This window comes from Achromobacter animicus (assembly GCF_902859585.1).
Taxonomy (GTDB): domain Bacteria; phylum Pseudomonadota; class Gammaproteobacteria; order Burkholderiales; family Burkholderiaceae_B; genus Achromobacter; species Achromobacter animicus.
On record NZ_CADIJM010000003.1, the window covers coordinates 20655 to 39572 of the forward strand.

At 67.1% G+C, this 18918-nt stretch carries 13 protein-coding genes; 10 read left to right on the forward strand and 3 right to left on the reverse strand.

What is annotated here, in order from left to right; translation table 11 throughout:
• Window positions 1-88: 88 nt before the first annotated feature.
• The 3 genes from HV681_RS09295 to HV681_RS09305 form a co-directional block, all read right to left on the reverse strand.
• Window positions 89-2542 (reverse strand): TonB-dependent siderophore receptor, encoded by a 2454-nt coding sequence (locus tag HV681_RS09295; protein ID WP_254594942.1) that lies wholly within the window; start codon window positions 2540-2542, stop codon window positions 89-91.
• Window positions 2543-2811: 269 nt separating this feature from the next.
• Window positions 2812-3822 carry a FecR domain-containing protein gene (locus HV681_RS09300; protein WP_175122844.1) on the reverse strand — a complete coding sequence of 337 codons (1011 nt, stop codon included), beginning with the start codon at window positions 3820-3822 and terminating at the stop codon, window positions 2812-2814.
• 31 nt (window positions 3823-3853) lie between these two features.
• Window positions 3854-4450 carry a sigma-70 family RNA polymerase sigma factor gene (locus tag HV681_RS09305; RefSeq protein ID WP_414631981.1) on the reverse strand — a complete coding sequence of 199 codons (597 nt, stop codon included), beginning with the start codon at window positions 4448-4450 and terminating at the stop codon, window positions 3854-3856.
• A gap of 345 nt (window positions 4451-4795) precedes the next feature.
• Between HV681_RS09305 and wecB the strand changes: the two genes are divergently transcribed.
• From wecB to HV681_RS09355, 10 genes are all read left to right on the forward strand, one after another.
• Entirely contained in the window at window positions 4796-5950 is a 1155-nt protein-coding gene (wecB, locus tag HV681_RS09310) for a non-hydrolyzing UDP-N-acetylglucosamine 2-epimerase (protein ID WP_175122845.1), read from the forward strand.
• Window positions 5951-5986: 36 nt separating this feature from the next.
• The gene (locus HV681_RS09315; protein WP_175122846.1) at window positions 5987-8200 is read left to right on the forward strand and encodes a cellulose biosynthesis cyclic di-GMP-binding regulatory protein BcsB; all 2214 of its coding nucleotides are present in this window, start codon (window positions 5987-5989) and stop codon (window positions 8198-8200) included.
• Between the two features lie 12 nt (window positions 8201-8212).
• On the forward strand, window positions 8213-9907 hold the full coding sequence (locus HV681_RS09320) for a glycosyl transferase family protein (RefSeq protein WP_175122847.1): 1695 nt from the start codon (window positions 8213-8215) through the stop codon (window positions 9905-9907).
• Entirely contained in the window at window positions 9904-12672 is a 2769-nt protein-coding gene (locus HV681_RS09325) for an NfrA family protein (protein WP_175122848.1), read from the forward strand. Before HV681_RS09320 ends, HV681_RS09325 begins: the two co-directional genes overlap by 4 nt.
• 34 nt (window positions 12673-12706) lie before the next feature.
• The gene (locus HV681_RS09330) at window positions 12707-13723 is read left to right on the forward strand and encodes an alginate O-acetyltransferase AlgX-related protein (RefSeq protein ID WP_175122849.1); all 1017 of its coding nucleotides are present in this window, start codon (window positions 12707-12709) and stop codon (window positions 13721-13723) included.
• Between the two features lie 88 nt (window positions 13724-13811).
• Window positions 13812-14867 (forward strand): alginate O-acetyltransferase AlgX-related protein, encoded by a 1056-nt coding sequence (locus HV681_RS09335; protein WP_254594950.1) that lies wholly within the window; start codon window positions 13812-13814, stop codon window positions 14865-14867.
• 9 nt (window positions 14868-14876) lie between these two features.
• Entirely contained in the window at window positions 14877-16457 is a 1581-nt protein-coding gene (locus HV681_RS09340) for an MBOAT family O-acyltransferase (protein WP_175122850.1), read from the forward strand.
• Between the two features lie 24 nt (window positions 16458-16481).
• The gene (locus HV681_RS09345) at window positions 16482-16721 is read left to right on the forward strand and encodes an acyl carrier protein (RefSeq protein WP_175122851.1); all 240 of its coding nucleotides are present in this window, start codon (window positions 16482-16484) and stop codon (window positions 16719-16721) included.
• Window positions 16722-16746: 25 nt separating this feature from the next.
• The gene (locus HV681_RS09350; RefSeq protein ID WP_175122852.1) at window positions 16747-18240 is read left to right on the forward strand and encodes an AMP-binding protein; all 1494 of its coding nucleotides are present in this window, start codon (window positions 16747-16749) and stop codon (window positions 18238-18240) included.
• On the forward strand, window positions 18237-18911 hold the full coding sequence (locus tag HV681_RS09355; RefSeq protein ID WP_175122853.1) for an alginate O-acetyltransferase AlgF: 675 nt from the start codon (window positions 18237-18239) through the stop codon (window positions 18909-18911). Before HV681_RS09350 ends, HV681_RS09355 begins: the two co-directional genes overlap by 4 nt.
• Window positions 18912-18918: the final 7 nt, after the last annotated feature.

Sequence of the window (18918 nt, forward strand, 5' to 3'; positions counted from 1 at the left end):
GCGTCAGGCAGCTCCGGTCGCCTGGCCGCCCACGTCAGCCTTCCCCCCTCCCACCGAAGCAGGTCGGGCGCGGGCGCGGCCTCCCAGGTCAGAACTGATACTTCAATGTCAGCATGGCGTGGCGGGTAGGCGCGTAGATCCCGGTGTAGAAGGTGGTGTCCAGCCCCTGCAGGTATTTCTTGTCGAACACGTTGTTCAGGTTCAGCGTGGCCGAGAGCTGGCGGTTGAAGTCGTAGCGCGCCATCAGGTTGGCGACGGCGTAGGCGGGCTGCTCGCCTTTGAGGGTGACGCCCGGCAGGGACCAGGTGGTGGCGCTGTAGTAGATGCGGCTTTGCCAGTTGACGCCGCCGCCCACAGTCAGGCGGTGCCAGTCGCCGGGCAGGCGGTAGGTGGTCCACAGCTTGGCCATGTGGCGCGGGAAGATCGTTCGGATAGTCCCGCCCTCGCCGTCTTTGGTGATGCTGTAGCTGTAACTGAGTGCGGCTTGCCAGCCGCGGGCCAATTCGCCGTTGAACTCGATATCCAGGCCCGACGTTTTGGCGCCGCTGACGGCGCGGTAAGCCGGTTCCCGCACGGTGCCGGGCACGAACTGGCCTTCGTCGACTTCGGCAAGGTTGTCCTGGCGGATCTGATAGAGCGCGATGGCGCTGGTGAGGCGGCCGCCAAAGTAGTCGCTCTTCAAGCCGATTTCGTAGTTGTCGCCGGTGCGCGGGTCCAGCACGTTGCCATTGCGATCGCGGGCGCTTTGCGGCTTGAAGATGCTGGTGTAGCTGGCGTAGACAGAATGCTGGTCGTTCAGGTCGTAGACGATGCCGGCGTAGGGCGTGACAACGCCGCTTTCGCTCATCTCGGTGATCTTGTTGTTTCGCGCCAGCGCGGGCGACGTGTAGATCTGCGAGAGCTTGTAGCGGTAGTTGCTGACGCGCGCGCCCACGATGACGGCGAGGTCGTCCGTGGGCTTCAGGCGCAACGCGGAATAGACGCCCTGCTGCTTTTGCCAGCCGTCGTAATCCATGAGTTTCTGGCCTGACGCGGTAGGCCCTGCAGTGTCGTTGCCCCAGGTGTAAATGTTGACGTCACGGCCTTCGATGTCGTCGTCGGCCGGCTCGTGATAGTTATTGAACTCCGCCCAATTCATTCCCACGACGAACTCGTGCTGCCTTCCCCACAATTCGAATGGTCCGGCCGCCTGCACGTCGAAGCCGGTCTGGCGCTGGCGGGCGCTGCCCAGGCCGCCATAGAACTGCACGCCGTCGCCCGTGTTGCGCTCGACGAAACCCCAACTGGCGTCGGCCGACGAAAACTCGCGCTTGCCGTGAAGGTAGTTGCCCGAAAACTTGAGCTTCCAGTCGTTGGCGAACTTGTGCTCGAGGTTGAGGAAGGCGTTGTAGACCTTGAGCTCGTCGGTGTTCCAGCGTGCCCCGGCGTTGTCGGACGCCTTGAAATCGGTCTGCTGACCGTCAGCGTAAAAGAGCGGCAGTCCGGTCGACGACTGTCCGCGCGGATCGTTGTTCTGGTAGTCCAGGCCCGCCGTGAGCATCGTGTTCGGCGTAAGGTCCGCCTCCAGCACGCCGTAGAAAACCGTCTTGTTTTCCTTGTAGTAGTCGATATGCGTGTTGCCCTGCTCGTGCGCAGCGACGAAGCGGCCGCGCAAGGTGCCGGCGTCGTTGATCGGCCCGCCCACGTCGAGTTCGCCGCGGCCGCGGCCCCAGGTGCCTGCGCCCACGCTGGCATAGCCCTGGAATTCGCGCGTGGGCTTCTTGCGGATGAGGTTGACGGTGCCCGAGGGATCGCCCGCCCCCGTCATCAGCCCCGTTGCGCCGCGCAGGACCTCGACGCGGTCATAGATGGCCAGGTCCGTCTGGCTCTGCGGGATGTTCTGCGACACGATGTCGGTCGCGGTCAGGACGCCATCAAACTGATAGTTATCGATGTTGTAGCCGCGCGAAAGAATCGAGAACCGTCCTGTGCCGATGTTCTGCACCGAGATGCCCGGCGTGCGGTCCAGCAGTGCCTCGATGCTGTCGACGCCCTCGTCCTCGATGCGCTGGCGCGTCATGACGCTGATGGTCTGCGGCGTTTCGCGCTGCGTGAGCGGCAGGCCGGTGGCGAAGGACAAGGGGCCGGTCATGGCGTAGCTGTTCGAACCCTCCGTGGCGCCAAAGCCGTCGGCTTGGACGGTGACGGGCGCCAGCGTGGCCACACCGCCAGCGGGCGCCGCGCGGTGCAGCACATAACTGCCGCCCTCTGCCGGCGATGCAGCCAGGCCGGTGCCCGCCAGCAAGGCATTCAACGCGGCGCGCGGGTCCAGGTCGCCCGACACGCCCGGGCTTTGCTTGCCCTGCGCGAGTCCGCCTGCGCCGGCGACCAGCACGCCTGACTCGCTGGCGAAGCGGGCGAGCACCGTGCTCAACGGGCCAGCGGGGATGTCGTAGTGCCGCGTTGCGGCCGCTGCAGGTTGTTGAACGCCTGCGGTCTGCGCGATGGCGTCCGGCGCGTCGACGGCCAGGACCGCCACGCCGCCCGCGATCGCCAATTGCACGAGACGCGCCGAGCAGGTCAGGCGGGAACGGCCCGCGAGGCGGCGGAATGAGTGGGGCGGCCGCTTAGCGGCAAGGACTGAATGACGGGGCATGACGAACTGGGTTCCGATGAGGTTTATCTACGAGCCGTGCGATTGAATTCGCTCTCATTAGGGGAATCGAACGAGAACCTCAAAAGCGGAACCGGGCGGGAGAAAAATTGTTGCGATGCCGTGCGAATCGCGATGAATCGCGGACGGGCGGGTGGCGGGAAAGGGTGAGGATCGCGTCAGCGGCTGCCGACCGGACCGCCTCGCGGCTGGATGCTGACCCACCACGGCAAGGTCCGCTGGATGCGGATGGGCAGAACGCCTTCGAGCATGGCCAGCGCCCGATCGGGGTCGGTGGCCGGATAGCTGCCGATGACCGGCAGGTTGGCGATCTCGGGCGCCACGCGCAGCACGCCGCCGCGATAGCGCTGCAGCTCGCTGGCGACATCCGCCAGCGGAGTGTTGTTGGTGACCAGGATGCCGCGCGACCAGGCCTCGCGCGCGGGGTCGGCGGATTGCGTGACGGCCAGCATTGCATCCGTGAAGCGCATCTGCTCGCCCGTCTGGATAACGCGCGTGCTGCCCGTGACGGCGGTGCGCGCTTCGACGGCGCCCTTGTAGACCGCCACCAGCGTCTCGTCGCCGTCGAGCCGCACCGTGAATCGCGTGCCGAGGGCGCGCACCCTGCCCTGCGGGGTATCGACGACAAACGGGCGTGCGGGATCGGCCGCGGTCTGTATCAGTATTTCGCCTGCCAAGAGGCGAAGCCGGCGCAGGCCGCCGCTGTAATCCTCGTCGAAGGCGCTGCCGGTGCCGAGCCAGACAACGGAACCGTCAGCCAGTTCGATCTGCCGGACCTCGCCGGTGGCGCTGCGGTGATCGGCCGCCCAGGCCAGCACCACGCCGGGCAGAGGCGTGAGGCGCCACGCCGCCAGCCCGGACAGGCCCGTGCCGGCCAGCGCCGCCAGGCCGAACAACATCTGACGCCGGCGCGCCATGCGGCTGTTGGCCATGCAATAGCCCTTGGCGACGGCGTCGCGGCCGGGGCTGGACTGGACGGGTTGGAACTGGCTGCTGATGCGCTCGACGTAGCCCCAGGCGGTCCGGTTTTCCTGCGCGCGTTCAAGCCAGGACTGCCAGCGCCGGCGCTCGTCGGGCGTGGCCTCGCCGGAGCGCAGCAGCGCAAACCATTCGGCAGCCTGCTCAAGCGCCTGGTGCGTGGGCTCGGCGGCGGATTGCACAGAGGTCATGTTGCGCCTCGAACGCGGAAATCCCAGCCTGTCATGCCGAACCGGTCCCCACGGGCGCGGCCGAATTCACATGGATCGGCGGTTCGATGGCCACCGACCGCGCCTCCAGCATCAGGCAGTGCAGCATGGCCTGGGCGACGTACTTGCGAACCATTCGGGTGGACACACCCAGCTCCTGCGCCACTTCCTTGTCGGACATCTCGCACGCGACCGCCATGACGAAAGCATTGGCGGCTTTGACCGGCATGCTGCGCAGCATGCCGTCAATTTCCAGCAGCGCCTGGATGACGATCACCTGATGTTCAGCCGACGGGGCCACGGCCTCGGGCCGCGCGGCCAGCTCTTCCAGCCACATCTGCTCGATCTGGCGGCGCCGCCACAGGTCCACGCACATGCCGTTGGCCATGGCGCGCAAATACGCCCGAGCCTCGGGAGCGCTGTCGAAGCGGCGCGGCTTCTGGATAAGGCGCACAAAAGCGTCGTGCGCCAGGTCGGCCGCGTCACACGAATTGCCCAGGCGCCGGCGCAACCACCCATGAAGCCATCCGTGATGGTGGGTGTACAGGAATTCGATTTGTGAGGACGGCGCGTCGCTGGCCACGGCGGTAGAAGGACCTCGGGCCATCATGGAACGCCCGGAAATCTAAATAAGAATTACTCGTGATTATGCGCACAACGGCCCCGTTTTGCAACGCGGCATTTCCGTTGGCGCGAATCGGCGCGTTTAAAGCCCGGCGTTCATAACGGAAATTTATTGTTTCGTGCTTTATCTTGGCCGTTGTAACAGCCACAGGTGAATTGACCCCAAATTCCGGATGAAACCTGCATCTCCCCTGTGATGCGATCGCGCGAAGCGAGGCTTTACCACGCGCCTGATGCCAGGAAAGCTCGACATATTCCGACACATATTACGAATGCTTTCAAGACAAAATAGCCGCAAGAAAATGCCACCGGCGCTGGGGGCCACACCGTCATGAAAGTCCTGTCGATTTTCGGCACGCGTCCCGAAGCCATCAAGATGGCTCCGCTGGTCACCGCGTTGCAGAACGAGCCACAGATCCAGAGCGTGGTCTGCGTAACCGGGCAGCACCGGGAAATGCTGGATCAGGTGCTTGCGCTCTTCGAATTGAAGGCGCAGCACGACCTGGACATCATGGTGCCCAACCAGACGTTGAATGGCCTGTACGCCCGGTTGATCAGCCGCGTGGATGGCGTGCTGGAAGCGGAGAAGCCGGACTGCGTGCTGGTGCATGGCGACACGAGCACGGCATCGGCGTGTGCGCTGGCCTCGTTCCACCGGCGCGTGCGCATCGGTCACGTCGAGGCCGGGCTGCGCACCGGTAACCTGGCGATGCCGTTTCCCGAGGAAATGAACCGCCGCGTGGTCGACGCGATCGGCGACCTGCTGTTTGCGCCCACCGAGGAGTCGCGCGGGAATCTATTGCGCGAAAACCTGGCGGGCAGCATCACGGTAACCGGCAATACGGTGATCGACGCCCTGGCCATGACCTGCGCCAAGCTGACCGCCGGTAGCGCCCTGACCCGCATGTTGCAGACCCGATACGCATGGCTGGACCCGAACCGCCGGCTGCTGTTGGTCACGGGCCACCGGCGCGAGAGCTTTGGCGAGGGCTTTCGCAACATCTGCGCCGCGCTGGCCGATCTGGCCCGGCGCGCGGACCTGCAGATCGTGTACCCGGTCCACCTGAATCCCCAGGTGCGCGGCGTCGTGATGGCCGAGCTGTCCGGCCTTGCCAACGTGCACTTGATCGACCCGCTGGATTACCTGGATTTCGTGTGGTTCATGCAGCGCGCGCACCTGATCCTGACCGACTCGGGCGGGGTGCAGGAAGAGGCGCCCTATCTGGGCAAGCCGGTGCTGGTGATGCGCGACGTCACGGAGCGTCCGGAAGCGGTGCGGGCGGGCACGGTGGCGCTGGTCGGCACCGATACGCGGCGCATCGTCACCGAGGTCAACCGACTGCTTGATGACCCGGGGCTGCACAGCGCCTTCTCGCGGCGGATCAATCCATACGGCGACGGCAAGGCCAGCCAGCGCATTGTCGATGCGCTCTGCGGCCGCGCCGTATCAGAATTTTCTCCCCACGGCGCCCCCTCCTCTCTCTGACTATCTGCCGCGATGCCTATCTTGCCTGGAGCTTTCATGCCCTCCTCCTTACAAGCCACCGATGTCCGTACGTTGTGCCGCGCCCTGGTCGCGGCGGGGCTGCTGGCGCCGCTGGCCGCGCTGGCCAGTCCGGCCGGCGACGCGCTGCGCCGGCTGCAGAGCGACGACATGGTGACGCGCAGCACCACGCTGGAAGACCTGGGCATCACCGAGCCCGTCGTCCTGTCCAACAGCGATGCGCGGCAGGAGTTCTATCTGCCGGTGCCGCGCGGTGTGCCGGTCACGGACGCGCGGCTGGATTTCGACGCGCGCTACACCAAGGGCGAGCCGGGCCGGACCAGCATGGTGCTGTGGCTGGACGGCGTGCCGCAAACGGCGCAGCGCGTCGCCGATGGCGAAGGCTCGGCCAGCCGGACGCTCGCCGTCGAACGCCGCACGCGAGAGTCGGGTTTCTTGCGCTTGGGCGTGGACTGGCAGTCCGACATCGCGCTGCGCCACTGCGAAAGCAACCGCGCCACGGGCAATGCCCTGACGATCTCGCCGCAGACGCGGCTGAGCTACCGCTATGACGCGTCGGCAATCAACAGCCTGGACGACGCCTGGGGCTCGCTGCCGGGCAAGCCCGTGTTGATGGTCGCCAGCCGCAAGCTGGACCAGCAGGCCTTCGACAGCGCCTGGCGCCTGGGCGTGGCAATGGAGCGCAGCGGCAAGCGCGTGGCGGTCCGGGCCTTCCCGGCGGTGGGCGAAGCGGTCGACACGCGCGGTCTGCAGGCCCCGGCGGGACTGGGACAGGTGCCGGCGTTTGCCGCGCTGACCGGCAAGGAAACGCACAAGCTCGCCAACCCCGCCGAGATCGGCGCCCTGCTGGTGATGGGCGCGCCGGCCGTCGCCGGAGACGTGGTGATTGCCGATGCCGCGCTCAGCACGAAGTACAACGAAGCGCTGGACGCGTTGCAGGCGCAGCTTGCGTCCGATCCCGATGCGGCGGACGCCTTCAAGGCGTGGCGCCAGCAGCGCATGCCGCTGGCGGGCGCCGGTCTGGCGTCCAAGGAGATCCGCCTGGTGTCGCTGGGCCGCCAGGCGGTGATCGCCGTCGCAGCCGACGCGGGCGCGCAAGGCGCCGGCGTTTTCGACACGGCCTGGCGCCGCATCCTGGCAAGCCGCCAGGTGCAGGTGCAGACCGCCCTCCCCCCGCAGTCCATGCAGGATGGCGGCGTGCGCCTGTCGACGCTGGGCGGCTCGTCGGCGAGCTTTGACGTGGTGGCGCGCGGGGACTGGAACGCGTCGTTTCCGCTGGCCGCCGTGACTACCGACGGCCGCGTGCCGGATGAACTGATCATGGACGTGGCAGCGGCGCCCGGGGCCTCGTCCACGCGCCCTGTTGCATCCGTCTTCTGGAACGGCATCCTGTTGGGCGCCAAGCAGTTGGAAGCCGACGGACGGCCCGAACGGCTGACGGCGCGGGTGCCCGGCTATGCACTGGGCGTGACGAACGCGGTGCGCGTGACCTTCCAGCGCCAGCCCGTGTCGGTGGACTGCAATGAGATTCCGCAGGGCTATCCCGTGAACGTGCTGCCGACCAGCTACGTGAAGCCCGGCAAGGCGCAGCCCGACGGCACGTTCGTGGGCCTCTTGCCGCTGATGGCGGGGTCGCCGCAGTTGCTGATTCCGGACAGCTATCTGGCCGATGCGCCCGACAACATCAAGCGCGTCATCGGCATCGCCGCAGCCAGCGGCGTGTCGGCCTCGCGTGCCGAGCTGTCGGTGTCGCCCGCCGGCCAGGCCGTCAAGCCGGCCCGCGCGTTCCTGGCGATGGAGTTGCCGGTCGACGGCGCCAAGCCCGCCGTTCAGGTCAATGAACGCAAGCAGCTCAAGGTGGCCGGCAAGGACACGACGTTGCTGGACATCTCGGGGCTGACGCAACTGAGCACCGCGGAAGTCGTCAGCGCGGGCGGCCAGGAGGGCGTGCTGTGGCACACGCTGGGCGAGCAGCCCGGCATGACCGATGCGCCGTTTGTGCTGAATCGCGGCAACATCGCGATCATCGGCGCGGCGGGGCCCGTCGCGTGGATCGACAGCGCCAACCCCGACGCGAGCCACCCGCCGGGCGCGGGGGAAAGCGCCTTCTTCGAATGGCGGCGCTACATCTCGTGGAGCGTGCCGGCCATCAGCATCAGCCTGCTGGTGCTGCTTCTGTTCCTGATCTTCGCCATGCGCGTCGCCCGCAGGAATCGCAAGGATCCCCATTAAGGCCACGGCGTCATGTCCTCGCTCTACTGGCCCTACCTGATCGCGGATTACTACCGCGGACTGGAGGTTGTGACCGCCGTCGTCGGCGTGATCATCCTCCTGTCCAGCCTGGATGACCTGTTCATCGACGGCTGGTACTGGGTGCGCGAGCTGTGGCGGTCACTGACCATCAAGCGCCGCTACACGCCGCTGACCGCCGCGCAGCTTCGCGCCAAGGAAGAGCAGCCGCTTGCGATCATGGTGCCGGCCTGGCTGGAGTACGACGTGATCGCGTCCATGCTCGAGACGATGGTGTCGACGCTGGAATACAAGAACTACATGATCTTCGCCGGCACCTACCAGAACGACGAGCGCACGATCAACGAAGTGGAACGGATGCGGCGCCGCTACCGGCAGCTGGTCCGTGTGGAGGTGCCGCATGATGGCCCGACCTGCAAGGCCGATTGCCTGAACTGGATCGTGCAGGCGATCTTCGCGCAGGACGCCAAGCAGCCCGTGCCCTTTGCCGGCGTGATCCTGCATGACAGCGAAGACGTGCTGCATCCGCTGGAGCTGAAGTACTACAACTACCTGCTGCCGCGCATCGACTTCATCCAGCTGCCGGTGACCTCGTTGGAGCGCCATTGGTACGAGCTGGTGGCGGGCACCTACATGGACGAGTTTGCCGAATGGCACACCAAGGACCTGGTGGTGCGCGAGAGCCTGTCGAAGATGGTGCCGTCGGCGGGCGTGGGCACGTGCTTTTCGCGCCGCGCCTTGGTGGAGCTGGCGGCCGAGACGAACAATCAGCCGTTCAACACCGACACGCTGACCGAGGACTACGACATCGGCGCGCGCCTGGCCCAGCGCGGCATGCGCCAGATCTTCGGCAAGTTCCCGGTCGAGTACGTGACGCGGCGCCAATCGTGGTTCGGCCTGGGCAAGGAACAGGTCGCACATCTGCGCATGCCGCTGGGCGTGCGAGAGTACTTTCCCAACACCTTCCGCACCGCGTACCGGCAAAAGGCGCGCTGGACGCTGGGCATCGGGCTGCAGGGCTGGCAGCAGGTGGGTTGGACGGGGTCACTCGCGACCAAATACCTGCTCTTTCGCGATCGCAAGGGCCTGGTGACGTCCTTCATCGCCATCCTGGCCTATGTGCTGCTGGCCAATTTCTTCGTCTTCTATCTGGCCGACCTGTTTGGCTGGTGGACGGTGTACTACCCGTCGTACTTCCGGCCCGGCGGCTGGCTGGTGACGCTGATGTGGGCCAATGCCGTCGCCCTGCTGCTGCGCGTGGTGCAGCGCGCGTACTTCGTCGGCCGCATGTATGGCTGGGAGCACGCGCTGCTGTCGATTCCGCGGATGATCGTCGGCAATTTCATCAACGCCATGGCGGCGGCCCGGGCGTGGCGTCTGTTCATCGGCCATCTGATTACGGGCAAGCGGCTGGCGTGGGACAAGACCATGCACGACTTCCCGTCGACGGATCAGTTGGCGCAGCAGCGCCAGCGCCTGGGCGAGCTGCTGCTGTCGTGGCAGGCCATCGACCAGACCACGCTGGAGCAGGCCCTGGAAATCCAGGCGCGCGAGAAAAAGCCGCTGGGCCAGATCCTGACGGAACAGGGCTGGCTGGACGAAGGCACGCTGACCGAAGCCATCCAATTCCAACAGGCCGGACAAGGCGAGCCCCCGGCCGCGCCCGCCACCAAACCTTCACCCCCATGATGTCCTTTCCTCGCTCGCTCGTTCTGTCCGCGGCCCTCGCCTGTGCCTGGGCTGCGGCGCCTGTTGGAGCGCAAACGCAGCCTGGGGCCGAAGCGCCGTTGGAAGGCGCGGCGTGGCAGTTTGCCGACGAGGGCTACAAGAACTACGACGCCGGCAACTATGCGCTGGCGCAGCAGCAGGCGGAATCAGCCATCGTGCTGCGCCCGGACGTGGAGCGCCTGCGCCTCTTGCTGATCTACGCGCTGCAAAAGCAGGGCAAGCTTGCCGAAGCCGACAAGGCCGCAGCCGACGCCATCGCCAGCGGGCTGGACTCGCCGGCCCTGCGCCAGGCGCGCGCCAACCTGCGCCCTGCCGCCGCCACCCGGCCTGGCACCCAGCCCGCCGCCTCGCCGGCCGCGCCCCGGACCAGCAGTGCCTACCAGCGCGGCTTTCCCATCGCCACCCGCGCCTATGCCGATTACAACCGCGCGGACTATCCCGCAGCCGAGCGCGGCGCCGAACGCGCGTTCCGGATCGATCCCAAACAGGGCGCATGGGCCATGCTGTGGCTCGATGCGCTGGAAGCGCAGGGCAAGTACGCCGAGGCCGAAGCTGCCGCGGCCAAGGCCGTGTCGCTGGGCGCGCCAAACGGCAACGACCTGGCCGCGCGGCAGCAGACGCTCAAGCGCCGGATGGCAGTCAAGCCGGCCGAGGAAGGCTATCAGGCGCTGATCGCCAACCGCCCCGGCGACGCCGTGCCTCTGGCGCGGCAGGCCGTCGCGCTGGCGCCCGAAAGTCCCAGCCATCGCCTGCTCCTCATCACGGCCCTCATGCTGGACAACCAGCTCGCCGCCGCCGAGGAAGCCGCCACGGACGCCATGCGGCAGGACGATGAGAACACCGTTGCGCTACTGATGCGCGGCTACCTGCGCCAGCGCCAGGGCCGGACGCAAGAAGCAGACGCGGACTTCGATGCGGCGCTCAAGCAGGACTGGCTGGACGACGAACAGCGGCGCAACGTGCGCCTGATCGCGGCCGACGCCGCCCTGGCCGCGGGCGAAAACGCACGCGCGCTGGCGCTGGTCGAACCGCTGGGCGGCAAGGATGAGGCGGCCGCGCAGCGCATCAAGCGCGCGAGCGCGCGCCCGGCCATCCCCGCCACGCTGACGCTGGCGAACTATCCCGCGCCGGTGCAGGACTGCCGCGACACGCCCTACGGCACCTCGTGCGAACTGCTGCCGTCCGATGCCGCAGGCAGCGGCGGCCCTGCGTCACTGGCCTATGCCGCGTACGCGCGCGAGGATTACCAGGAAGCCATCAGCCAGGCGCGCAAGGCTGCCGAGCAGGATCCCGCCAACAAGGAGTACCAGCGCCTGCTGACCACCACGCTGGCGGCCGGCAACGCCGCGCAACTGGCCGAGGCCAACACGCGCATGAGCGCCGCGCTAGCGGCGCAGCCCGACGATCCAACGCTCCTGATGCAGCGCGGCTACCTGCACCAGCGCATGCGTCAGCCCAAGCTGGCGCTGGAGGACTTCCAGGCGGCGCGCGCCACCGGCAAGGCGCCGCCGACCGTGATCCTGGATGAAGGCTATGCGCTGGCCGGCGTCGGGGACAAGCGCGGCGCGGTGGATCGCCTGAAGGAGGCGATCGACGAGAACGACGCCGGCAAACTTGAGCTCACGCCGCAGCAGCGCTTTGACACGCGCAACGCGGTCGGCGGGCTGTCGCGCGAATGGGGCGGGTACTTTTCCGCGGGCTACCGCGGGGCGCGGCCTGCATCCTCGGGATTAGGCGGCGCGGCCATCACCGTGCCAGGCGACGCCGTGTTCAGCACCGCCGAGATCTTCTGGCGGCCGTCGGACTTCCTGAATTCGTCGACGCGGACCTTTGAACTGTACGGACGCCTGTCGAACACGCTGTACGACAAGGGTAGCCGGACCGCGAGCCAGACGGTGTCGAACCCTTGCCAGAGGACGGGCGACAATTCCCAACCATCCACCATCGATATCGCTGGATCATCTAATCCGGGCATTTCAGGCCTTCCCACCACCATCGGGTCGCTCGGCATGCGATTCACGCCGTCCACCGAAGTGGGTCTGACGTTCGGCCTGGAGCGTCAGTTCAACCTGGGCAGCGCTACGCGCCGGGGCACATTCAGCCCTGAACCGGCGGCGCTGCGCTGCGGAGACGACCTCCGCGACAAGACCGCGCACTACCAGACGGACGCCGGCAGCGGCGGCTGGCTTGCCTACGTGACCTACGGCCTGTACGAAGGCACGACGCTGCGCATCGACCGCCCCGACTGGTTCACGATGGAAGGCTATGTACAGGCCGGCTATTCCTGGCAGGACATGCCGGCCAAGTTCTGGCTGCGCGACAACGCGACGGGCGTCGACGGCGAGAAGTCGTCGGGCCGGCTGAAACGCGACCAGGCGTTCGGCGCCGGCGAACTGCGCGTGGGCCGCAGCTATCGCGTGGACGCCATCAGCGAACGGCTGGTGTTCTTTCCCTATGCGGTCATCGGCGCGGACTGGCTGTGGAACAAGAACCGTGTTACCGGCTTTGACATCGATGGTTCGGATTCCTACCGGCTGCTGGGCGACACCACGTCGTGGTCGATGGGCGCCGGCCCCGGCTTCAACCTGCGCTACTGGTTCCGCGAAGGCCATTACACCGCACCCATGTCCTACCTGGATCTGACGACGCAATACCGCTTCAACATCGGCGGCGGGCAGGCCGATCGGGCCAAGGGCCTGTTCATCAACCTGACCCTGTCGTACTGACGGCACGCCGATCCGCAATACAAGGAGTTCACCCATGCACACCGCAACCCGTCTTCCGAAGCGCACCCTGCCGGGCCTTTCCGGCCCGCTGGCCCGCGCGCTGGCATCGGCCGCCCTGATGGCGGCGTGCGCCACCGCGGCGCAGGCGCAGCAGGCCTCGTCCATCGTGATTCAGGGCAAGGACAACTGGCTCTTTCCCGGCTGGGGCAGCCTGACGCAGGTGGATATGCGTGGCATCGACGCATCCACGCAGTTGGTGCGCGAGACGCGTGACGCGCTGGCGGCCAAGGGCATTCAGCTTGAGGTGCTCGTGCTGCCCGACAAGACGCTTTTCTATCAGGACAGGCTGCCGGACGGCAAAGCGCTCAGCGCCGACGTTAAGAAGCGTTATCAGACCATCCAGGACAAGCTCAAGCAGGCCGGCGTCGCGACCATCGACGACGAGGCCGTGCTGCAGCGGGTCAAGAGCAGCGGCCAGGAAGTCTTTTACCGCACCGACCAGCACTGGACGCAGGCCGCCGCAGACGCCACCGCCGATGCGCTGGCGCAGCGCATCAAGCAGGACGTAAAGACGCTGGCCGGCAAGCCCGGCACCGGCATGGCGCTGGGCAGCGTGGTCAACGAGCGCCGCTATGGCGACCTGGCCGAGCTTTTCCTCACGCCGGACCAGCGCAAGCAGGCGGGCCGCGAGACCTTCACGGTGCGGCGCCAATCCGATAGCCAGAGCCTCGTGGACGACACGCCGGCGCCCGTGCACGTCACCGGCCACAGCATGGTGCAGCCCTACTTCGGGTTTCCGCAGAAGCTGTCCAACGCGCTGGACCGTCCCGTTTCCGTCAACTGGAAGCCCGGCAACGTGGGCCACTGGGTGATGCTGCTGGAGTATCTGGAATCGCCCGCCTTCAAGCAGAACAAGCCGCAGGTGCTGGTCTGGCAGATGTTCGAACCCACCTACGCGCAGGGACCGGAGGCCCGCGGCCTGTGGGACAACGCCTCCATCATGAGCGCCGACACCTGGCGTTCGCGCATGAAAGCGGCTATCGGGAAGTAGGCACGTGAGTACGCCGGACACGACGCACGCCGCCGGAGGCCGGGGCACCGGAAGTCCCGGCGCCGGCCGCCCGGACGCCAACCATCGGCTGACCGCCTGGGTGGTCGCCGTGCTGCTGGCCGTCGGTCTGGGCTGGGGCGGGTGGCGGTTGATGCAGGCGCGCGTCGGCGCCGTCGCGATGTCGCCGTCAGCGTGGCTGGATGGCTCGGCGGGCGCCGCGCTGAACAAGGCGCTGGCGTTGCCGCGCCAGGCCGACGTCGACACCTGGAATGCCGCGCTGCGCTATCGATTGTTCGGCGACCTGGGCGAGCAGGTCGCGATGGGCTGCCCTGGCTGGCTGTTCTACCGCGACGGATTGCGGCCGCCGCCCGGCGTGCACGTCTTCGACGAACGCCTGCGCCTGATGCGGCATTGGGTGCGCGAACTGCGCGCCAAGCAGGTGCAGGTGCTGGTGGTCGCGGTGCCGGACAAGTCGCGCATCGAGTCCGCCCAGCTTTGCGGCCTGCCCGTGTCGCAACCGATACGCCAGACGCTGGACACCTGGCAGGCCGCGCTGCGCGCGGACGGCGTGCCCTTCGTGGACCTGCGCGACGCGCTGATGGCGGCCCCCGCGCCCCGCTTTTTCCGTACGGATGTGCACATGAATGCGCAAGGTGCGCAGGCGGCAGCCTCGCGCGTGGCCGAAGCGGCGTTGCCGCTTTTGAACGGCAAGGGGACGCAGGCGTTCAAGACGGAACCGGCCTCTGCGCCGCAGCCGCGCATGGGCGACCTGATCGTGCTGGCGGGCCTGGAGCAGGCGCCCGCCGGATGGCGGCCGGATCTGGAGCAGGTGTCGGAGGAGAAAATCGAACCCGTGCGCAGCGGCGGCCTCCTGGACGAACCGCCCCCGGTAGAAGTGCTGCTGGCGGGCACCTCCAACGGCCGCCGCAGCCAGTTCGGGGAGCGCCTGGGCATGGACCTGGGGCGCGAAGTCTGGAACATGAGTCTGGACGGCGGACAGTTCTCGGGCGCGCTGACGATGGCGCTGGGACAGCGCGCGCAATGGCCCGCCAGCCTGAAGCTCGTGATCTGGGAGTTCTCGGAGAACGCCCTGTCGCTGCCGCTGACCGCAGACGAACAAGCCCTGCTGGCGCGCATCCCGTAGCGAACCAAGATGCTATTCAACTCCTACCTGTTCCTGTTCATCTTCCTGCCCGTGACGCTGGCGGTGTACTACGCGCTGGGACCGCTGAACGTGCGGCTGGCGGCGCTGTGGCTGTGCCTGACCTCGCTGGTGTTCTACGGCTGGTGGAATCCGCAGTTCGTCGTGCTGCTGGCCGGCTCCATCGCCTTCAACTACCTGGTCAGCCAGTTGATCCTGCACAACGCTGCACGCCCCCGGCTGCAGGGCCTGATCGTGGGACTGGGCGTGGGCGCAGACCTGGCGCTGCTGTTTCACTACAAGTATTTCGTGACGCTGCTGAACTTCCTGAATGACTTGGGCATGACGGCGGCAACCGCGGACGACATCATCCTGCCGCTGGGCATTTCGTTCTTCACGTTCACGCAGATCGGTTATCTGCTGGACTGCAAGGCGGGCGTCGTGAAAGAGCGCAGCCTGCTGAGCTACGTGCTGTTCGTGACGTTCTTTCCGCACCTGATCGCCGGCCCGATCCTGCATCACAAGGAAATGATGCCGCAGTTCGCGCAGCCGGAGAATTACCGCTTCAAGGCCGAGAACCTGTCGGTGGGCGCGATCCTGTTCGTGATCGGCCTGGCCAAGAAGGTGCTGCTGGCCGATGGCATCGCGCCGTACGCCGACGCGGGGTTCGCAGCGCCGGGCGAGCTGCAGTTCTTTGGATCGTGGGGCGCCAGCCTTTGCTATGCGCTCCAGCTTTACTTTGATTTCTCGGGCTATTCGGACATGGCGCTGGGCCTGGCGAAGATGTTCGGCATCCGCTTCCCGCTGAATTTCAACTCGCCCTACAAGGCGGGCAACATCATCGAATTCTGGGCGCGCTGGCACATGACGCTGACGCGCTACATCACCGCGTATCTGTATTACCCCGTGGCGGTGGCGGTGAACAAGTGGCGCACGAACCGCAACCTGCCGGTGGGCTCGGCCGGGCTGAAGACGCTCGGCGGCTTTGCCGGCAGCATCGCGCTGCCCACGCTGTTCACGATGACGCTGGCGGGCGTGTGGCACGGCGCGGGCTTTCAGTTCGTGGTGTTCGGACTGCTGCACGCCATGTATTTGTCGGTGAACCATGCCTGGCGCATCTTCGTCGTGGGCCGCAAGCCCGCCGCTGCGCGCAACACGCTTGCCGCCACGCGCGCGCTGTGCGTGCTGATCACGTTTGTCGCGGTGCTGGTGGCGCAGGCGTTCTTCCGCGCCCACGGCGTGGGCGACGCGATGCTGCTGGTGCAGGGCATGACGGGCGCGCGCGGCATCGAGCCGCTGGACATGTCCGCGCATGTCGCGGGTCTGGCCTTTGGCGACGCCTGGCGCGTCATCGCCGGCCACCACATGCAGCTCATCTATGCCGTCGTGCTGCTGGGCATCGCATGGTTCGCGCCCAACTCGCACCAGATCCTGGGCCGCTGGTCGCCCGCCCTGTTCAAGCCGAGCGAGGCCCCACAGACGTTCATGCGCTGGCGTCCCAATGTCGCGTGGCTGGCGGTCATGCTCGTGCTGCTGGCTTTCTGCCTGGTGAACCTGCACAAGGAAGCCCGGTTTCTCTATTTCCAATTCTGATCCCACGGGGTCGCGGAGCAAGACATGGACATCAACGCTATCGAAGCCAAAGTGGCGCAACTCGTCGAAGACATCATCCTCACGCAGGTGGATCCCGACACGCTGCTGATCGAATCGGGGCTGGTCGACTCGTTGGCGGCCGTCGACGTGGCGCTGGCGGTCGAGCGCGAATTCGGCTGCAAGATCCCGCCCACCGAGATCGACGTGCATCTGGAATCGGTGCATACGCTGGCCGCCTTCATCGCGGAACGGCGCGGCGCCTGACGCGCAGCCACGGGAGGGCAGGACCATGCGCTTCGACTTCACCACATTCGATTTCGCGGACACGCAGACTGACGCCGACGCGATCGCGGTCGTGGACGCGCGCGGGGCCACGTCGTGGCGCGCGCTGCGTGCCGCCACCGAGGCCTGGGTACAGGAAGCGCGGGACGCGGGCGCGCGACCCGATACGCCGCTGGTGATTTCCGGCCACAAGGAGACGGCGTTTCTGGTGGCGATACTGGGCTGCCTGCGGTTGGGCGTGCCCTTCGTGCCGGTGGATGTCATCAACCCGCCCGAACGCATTGCACGCATCGGCGAGCTGGTGCGCGCGGATCTGCGCTACGACGCGCAGGCCGCGCAATTCGTTTCCACGGGCGGTAAGGCCGTGCCGCTGGAAGAGAAAAGTCTGGCCTACATCATGTTCACGTCGGGCAGCACCGGCGATCCGAAAGGCGTGCAGATCGGCCGCGAAAGCATCGGCCTCTTTGCCGGATGGATCCGCGACTGCCTCGCGCTGGGCGCGGCGCCGGTCTTCATGGACCAGATGCTGTTCAGCTTCGACTTTTCGCTGTTCAACTGGGTGGGCGCGCTGACGCTGGGCGGCACCTGCGTGCTGTGCCCGCGCGAGACCATCGCGCAGCGCGACGCCTTTGTGCAGTATCTGGCCTGCAGCCGCATCAGCGTCTGGGCCTCCACGCCCTCGTTCGTGCGGCAGCAATTGTTCAACCCTGAGTTCAACCACGCCCACCTGCCCGATCTGCGCGTCTTCGTGTTCGGTGCCGAATCGCTGACGCCCGCATTGGCCGAGGAACTGTGGCAGCGCTTTCCGCAGGTGCGCATCGTCAACTCCTACGGCCCGACCGAAGCGACGTGCTCGACCACCTGGGTTGAGATCGACCCGGCGTTGCGCGCGGCGGCGCCCAATCCATTTCCCATTGGCCGCGCCAAGCCCTATGCCGGGGTCTTCATCGAAAACGGCGAGATCAGCATCGCGGGCGACCACGTCATGCGCGGCTACCTGAACCGCCCCGACCTGAACGCCACGCGCATGTTCACGCGCCACGGCAAGCGCGGGTATCGCAGCGGCGACCTGGGCGAGATCGACGCGCAGGGACTCGTCACCTTCCGCGGCCGCATCGACGATCAGATAAAGCTGCATGGGTACCGCATCGAACTGGCGGAGATCGACGCGGCCATCGCCGCCCTGCCTGGCGTGCGTGCCGGCGCCACGGTGGCGCTGCGGCGGCCCGATGGCGCTATCGTCAGGCTGATCGGCTTTGTCGAACCCGCCGCAAACGGCCAGCGTACGCACTCCCCTGCCGTCGGCCTGCAACCGCTGCCCGCTGATCTGACAGACTGGAAGGTCACGCTGGGCCGGCGTTTGCCGCCGTACATGATTCCGTCAGAACTGGTGGCGTGCCCGCACTTTCCCACGACCAGCACGGACAAGGCGGACCGCAAGCAGCTCGAACGCCTGTATCTTGAAACGCGCCTCAGCAAGAAACCGGAGCCGCAAACATGACTCGCACAACCTTTCGTCTCGCCCTCGCCCTGACGCTGGCGGCCTGCTCCGCCAGCGCCGCCGCCGAAGGCGTGCTGGCGCAACTGTATGCCGCCCGCCCGCCGGCGGGTTCCTCGTTCGTGCGGGTGGTCAATCCGCACGTGAACCCGCTGCAGGCGCAGGTCGCTCAAGGGCCGGTCCAGGAGATCGGACCGGACCGGCAGGCCACCACCTACGCCATCGTGAAGGGCAATCAGCCCTTCGACGTGCGCATCGACGGCAAGCTTGCCGGCACGCTGCAGGTGGCGCCCGACACGTTCAGCACGCTGGTGCCGCGGCGTGACGGCGGCAGGCTGTCGTTCAGCGTCATCGACGACAACGCCGGCGCGCAGGACGCGCTGAAGGCCGAGCTGCGCTTCTACAACCTGGCGACGGATTGCCCCGCCGGGCAGTTGTCCGTCAGTCCGTCCGGCCCGGTCCTGTTCAAGGACGTCGAGCCCGGCGCGTCCGCCGCGCGCGCGATCAACCCGGTCAGCGCGACGCTGGCCGCCGGCTGCGGCACGGCCGCGTCGCAGGCGCTGCCGCTGCCGGCCTTGCAGCCGGGCGACCACTACAGCCTGTTCCTGACCGGGACGCCCGAGGCCCCCGTGCTGCGTGGCCAGACCAGCGGCACGGACGCGTACAAGAAATAGGGAGGCC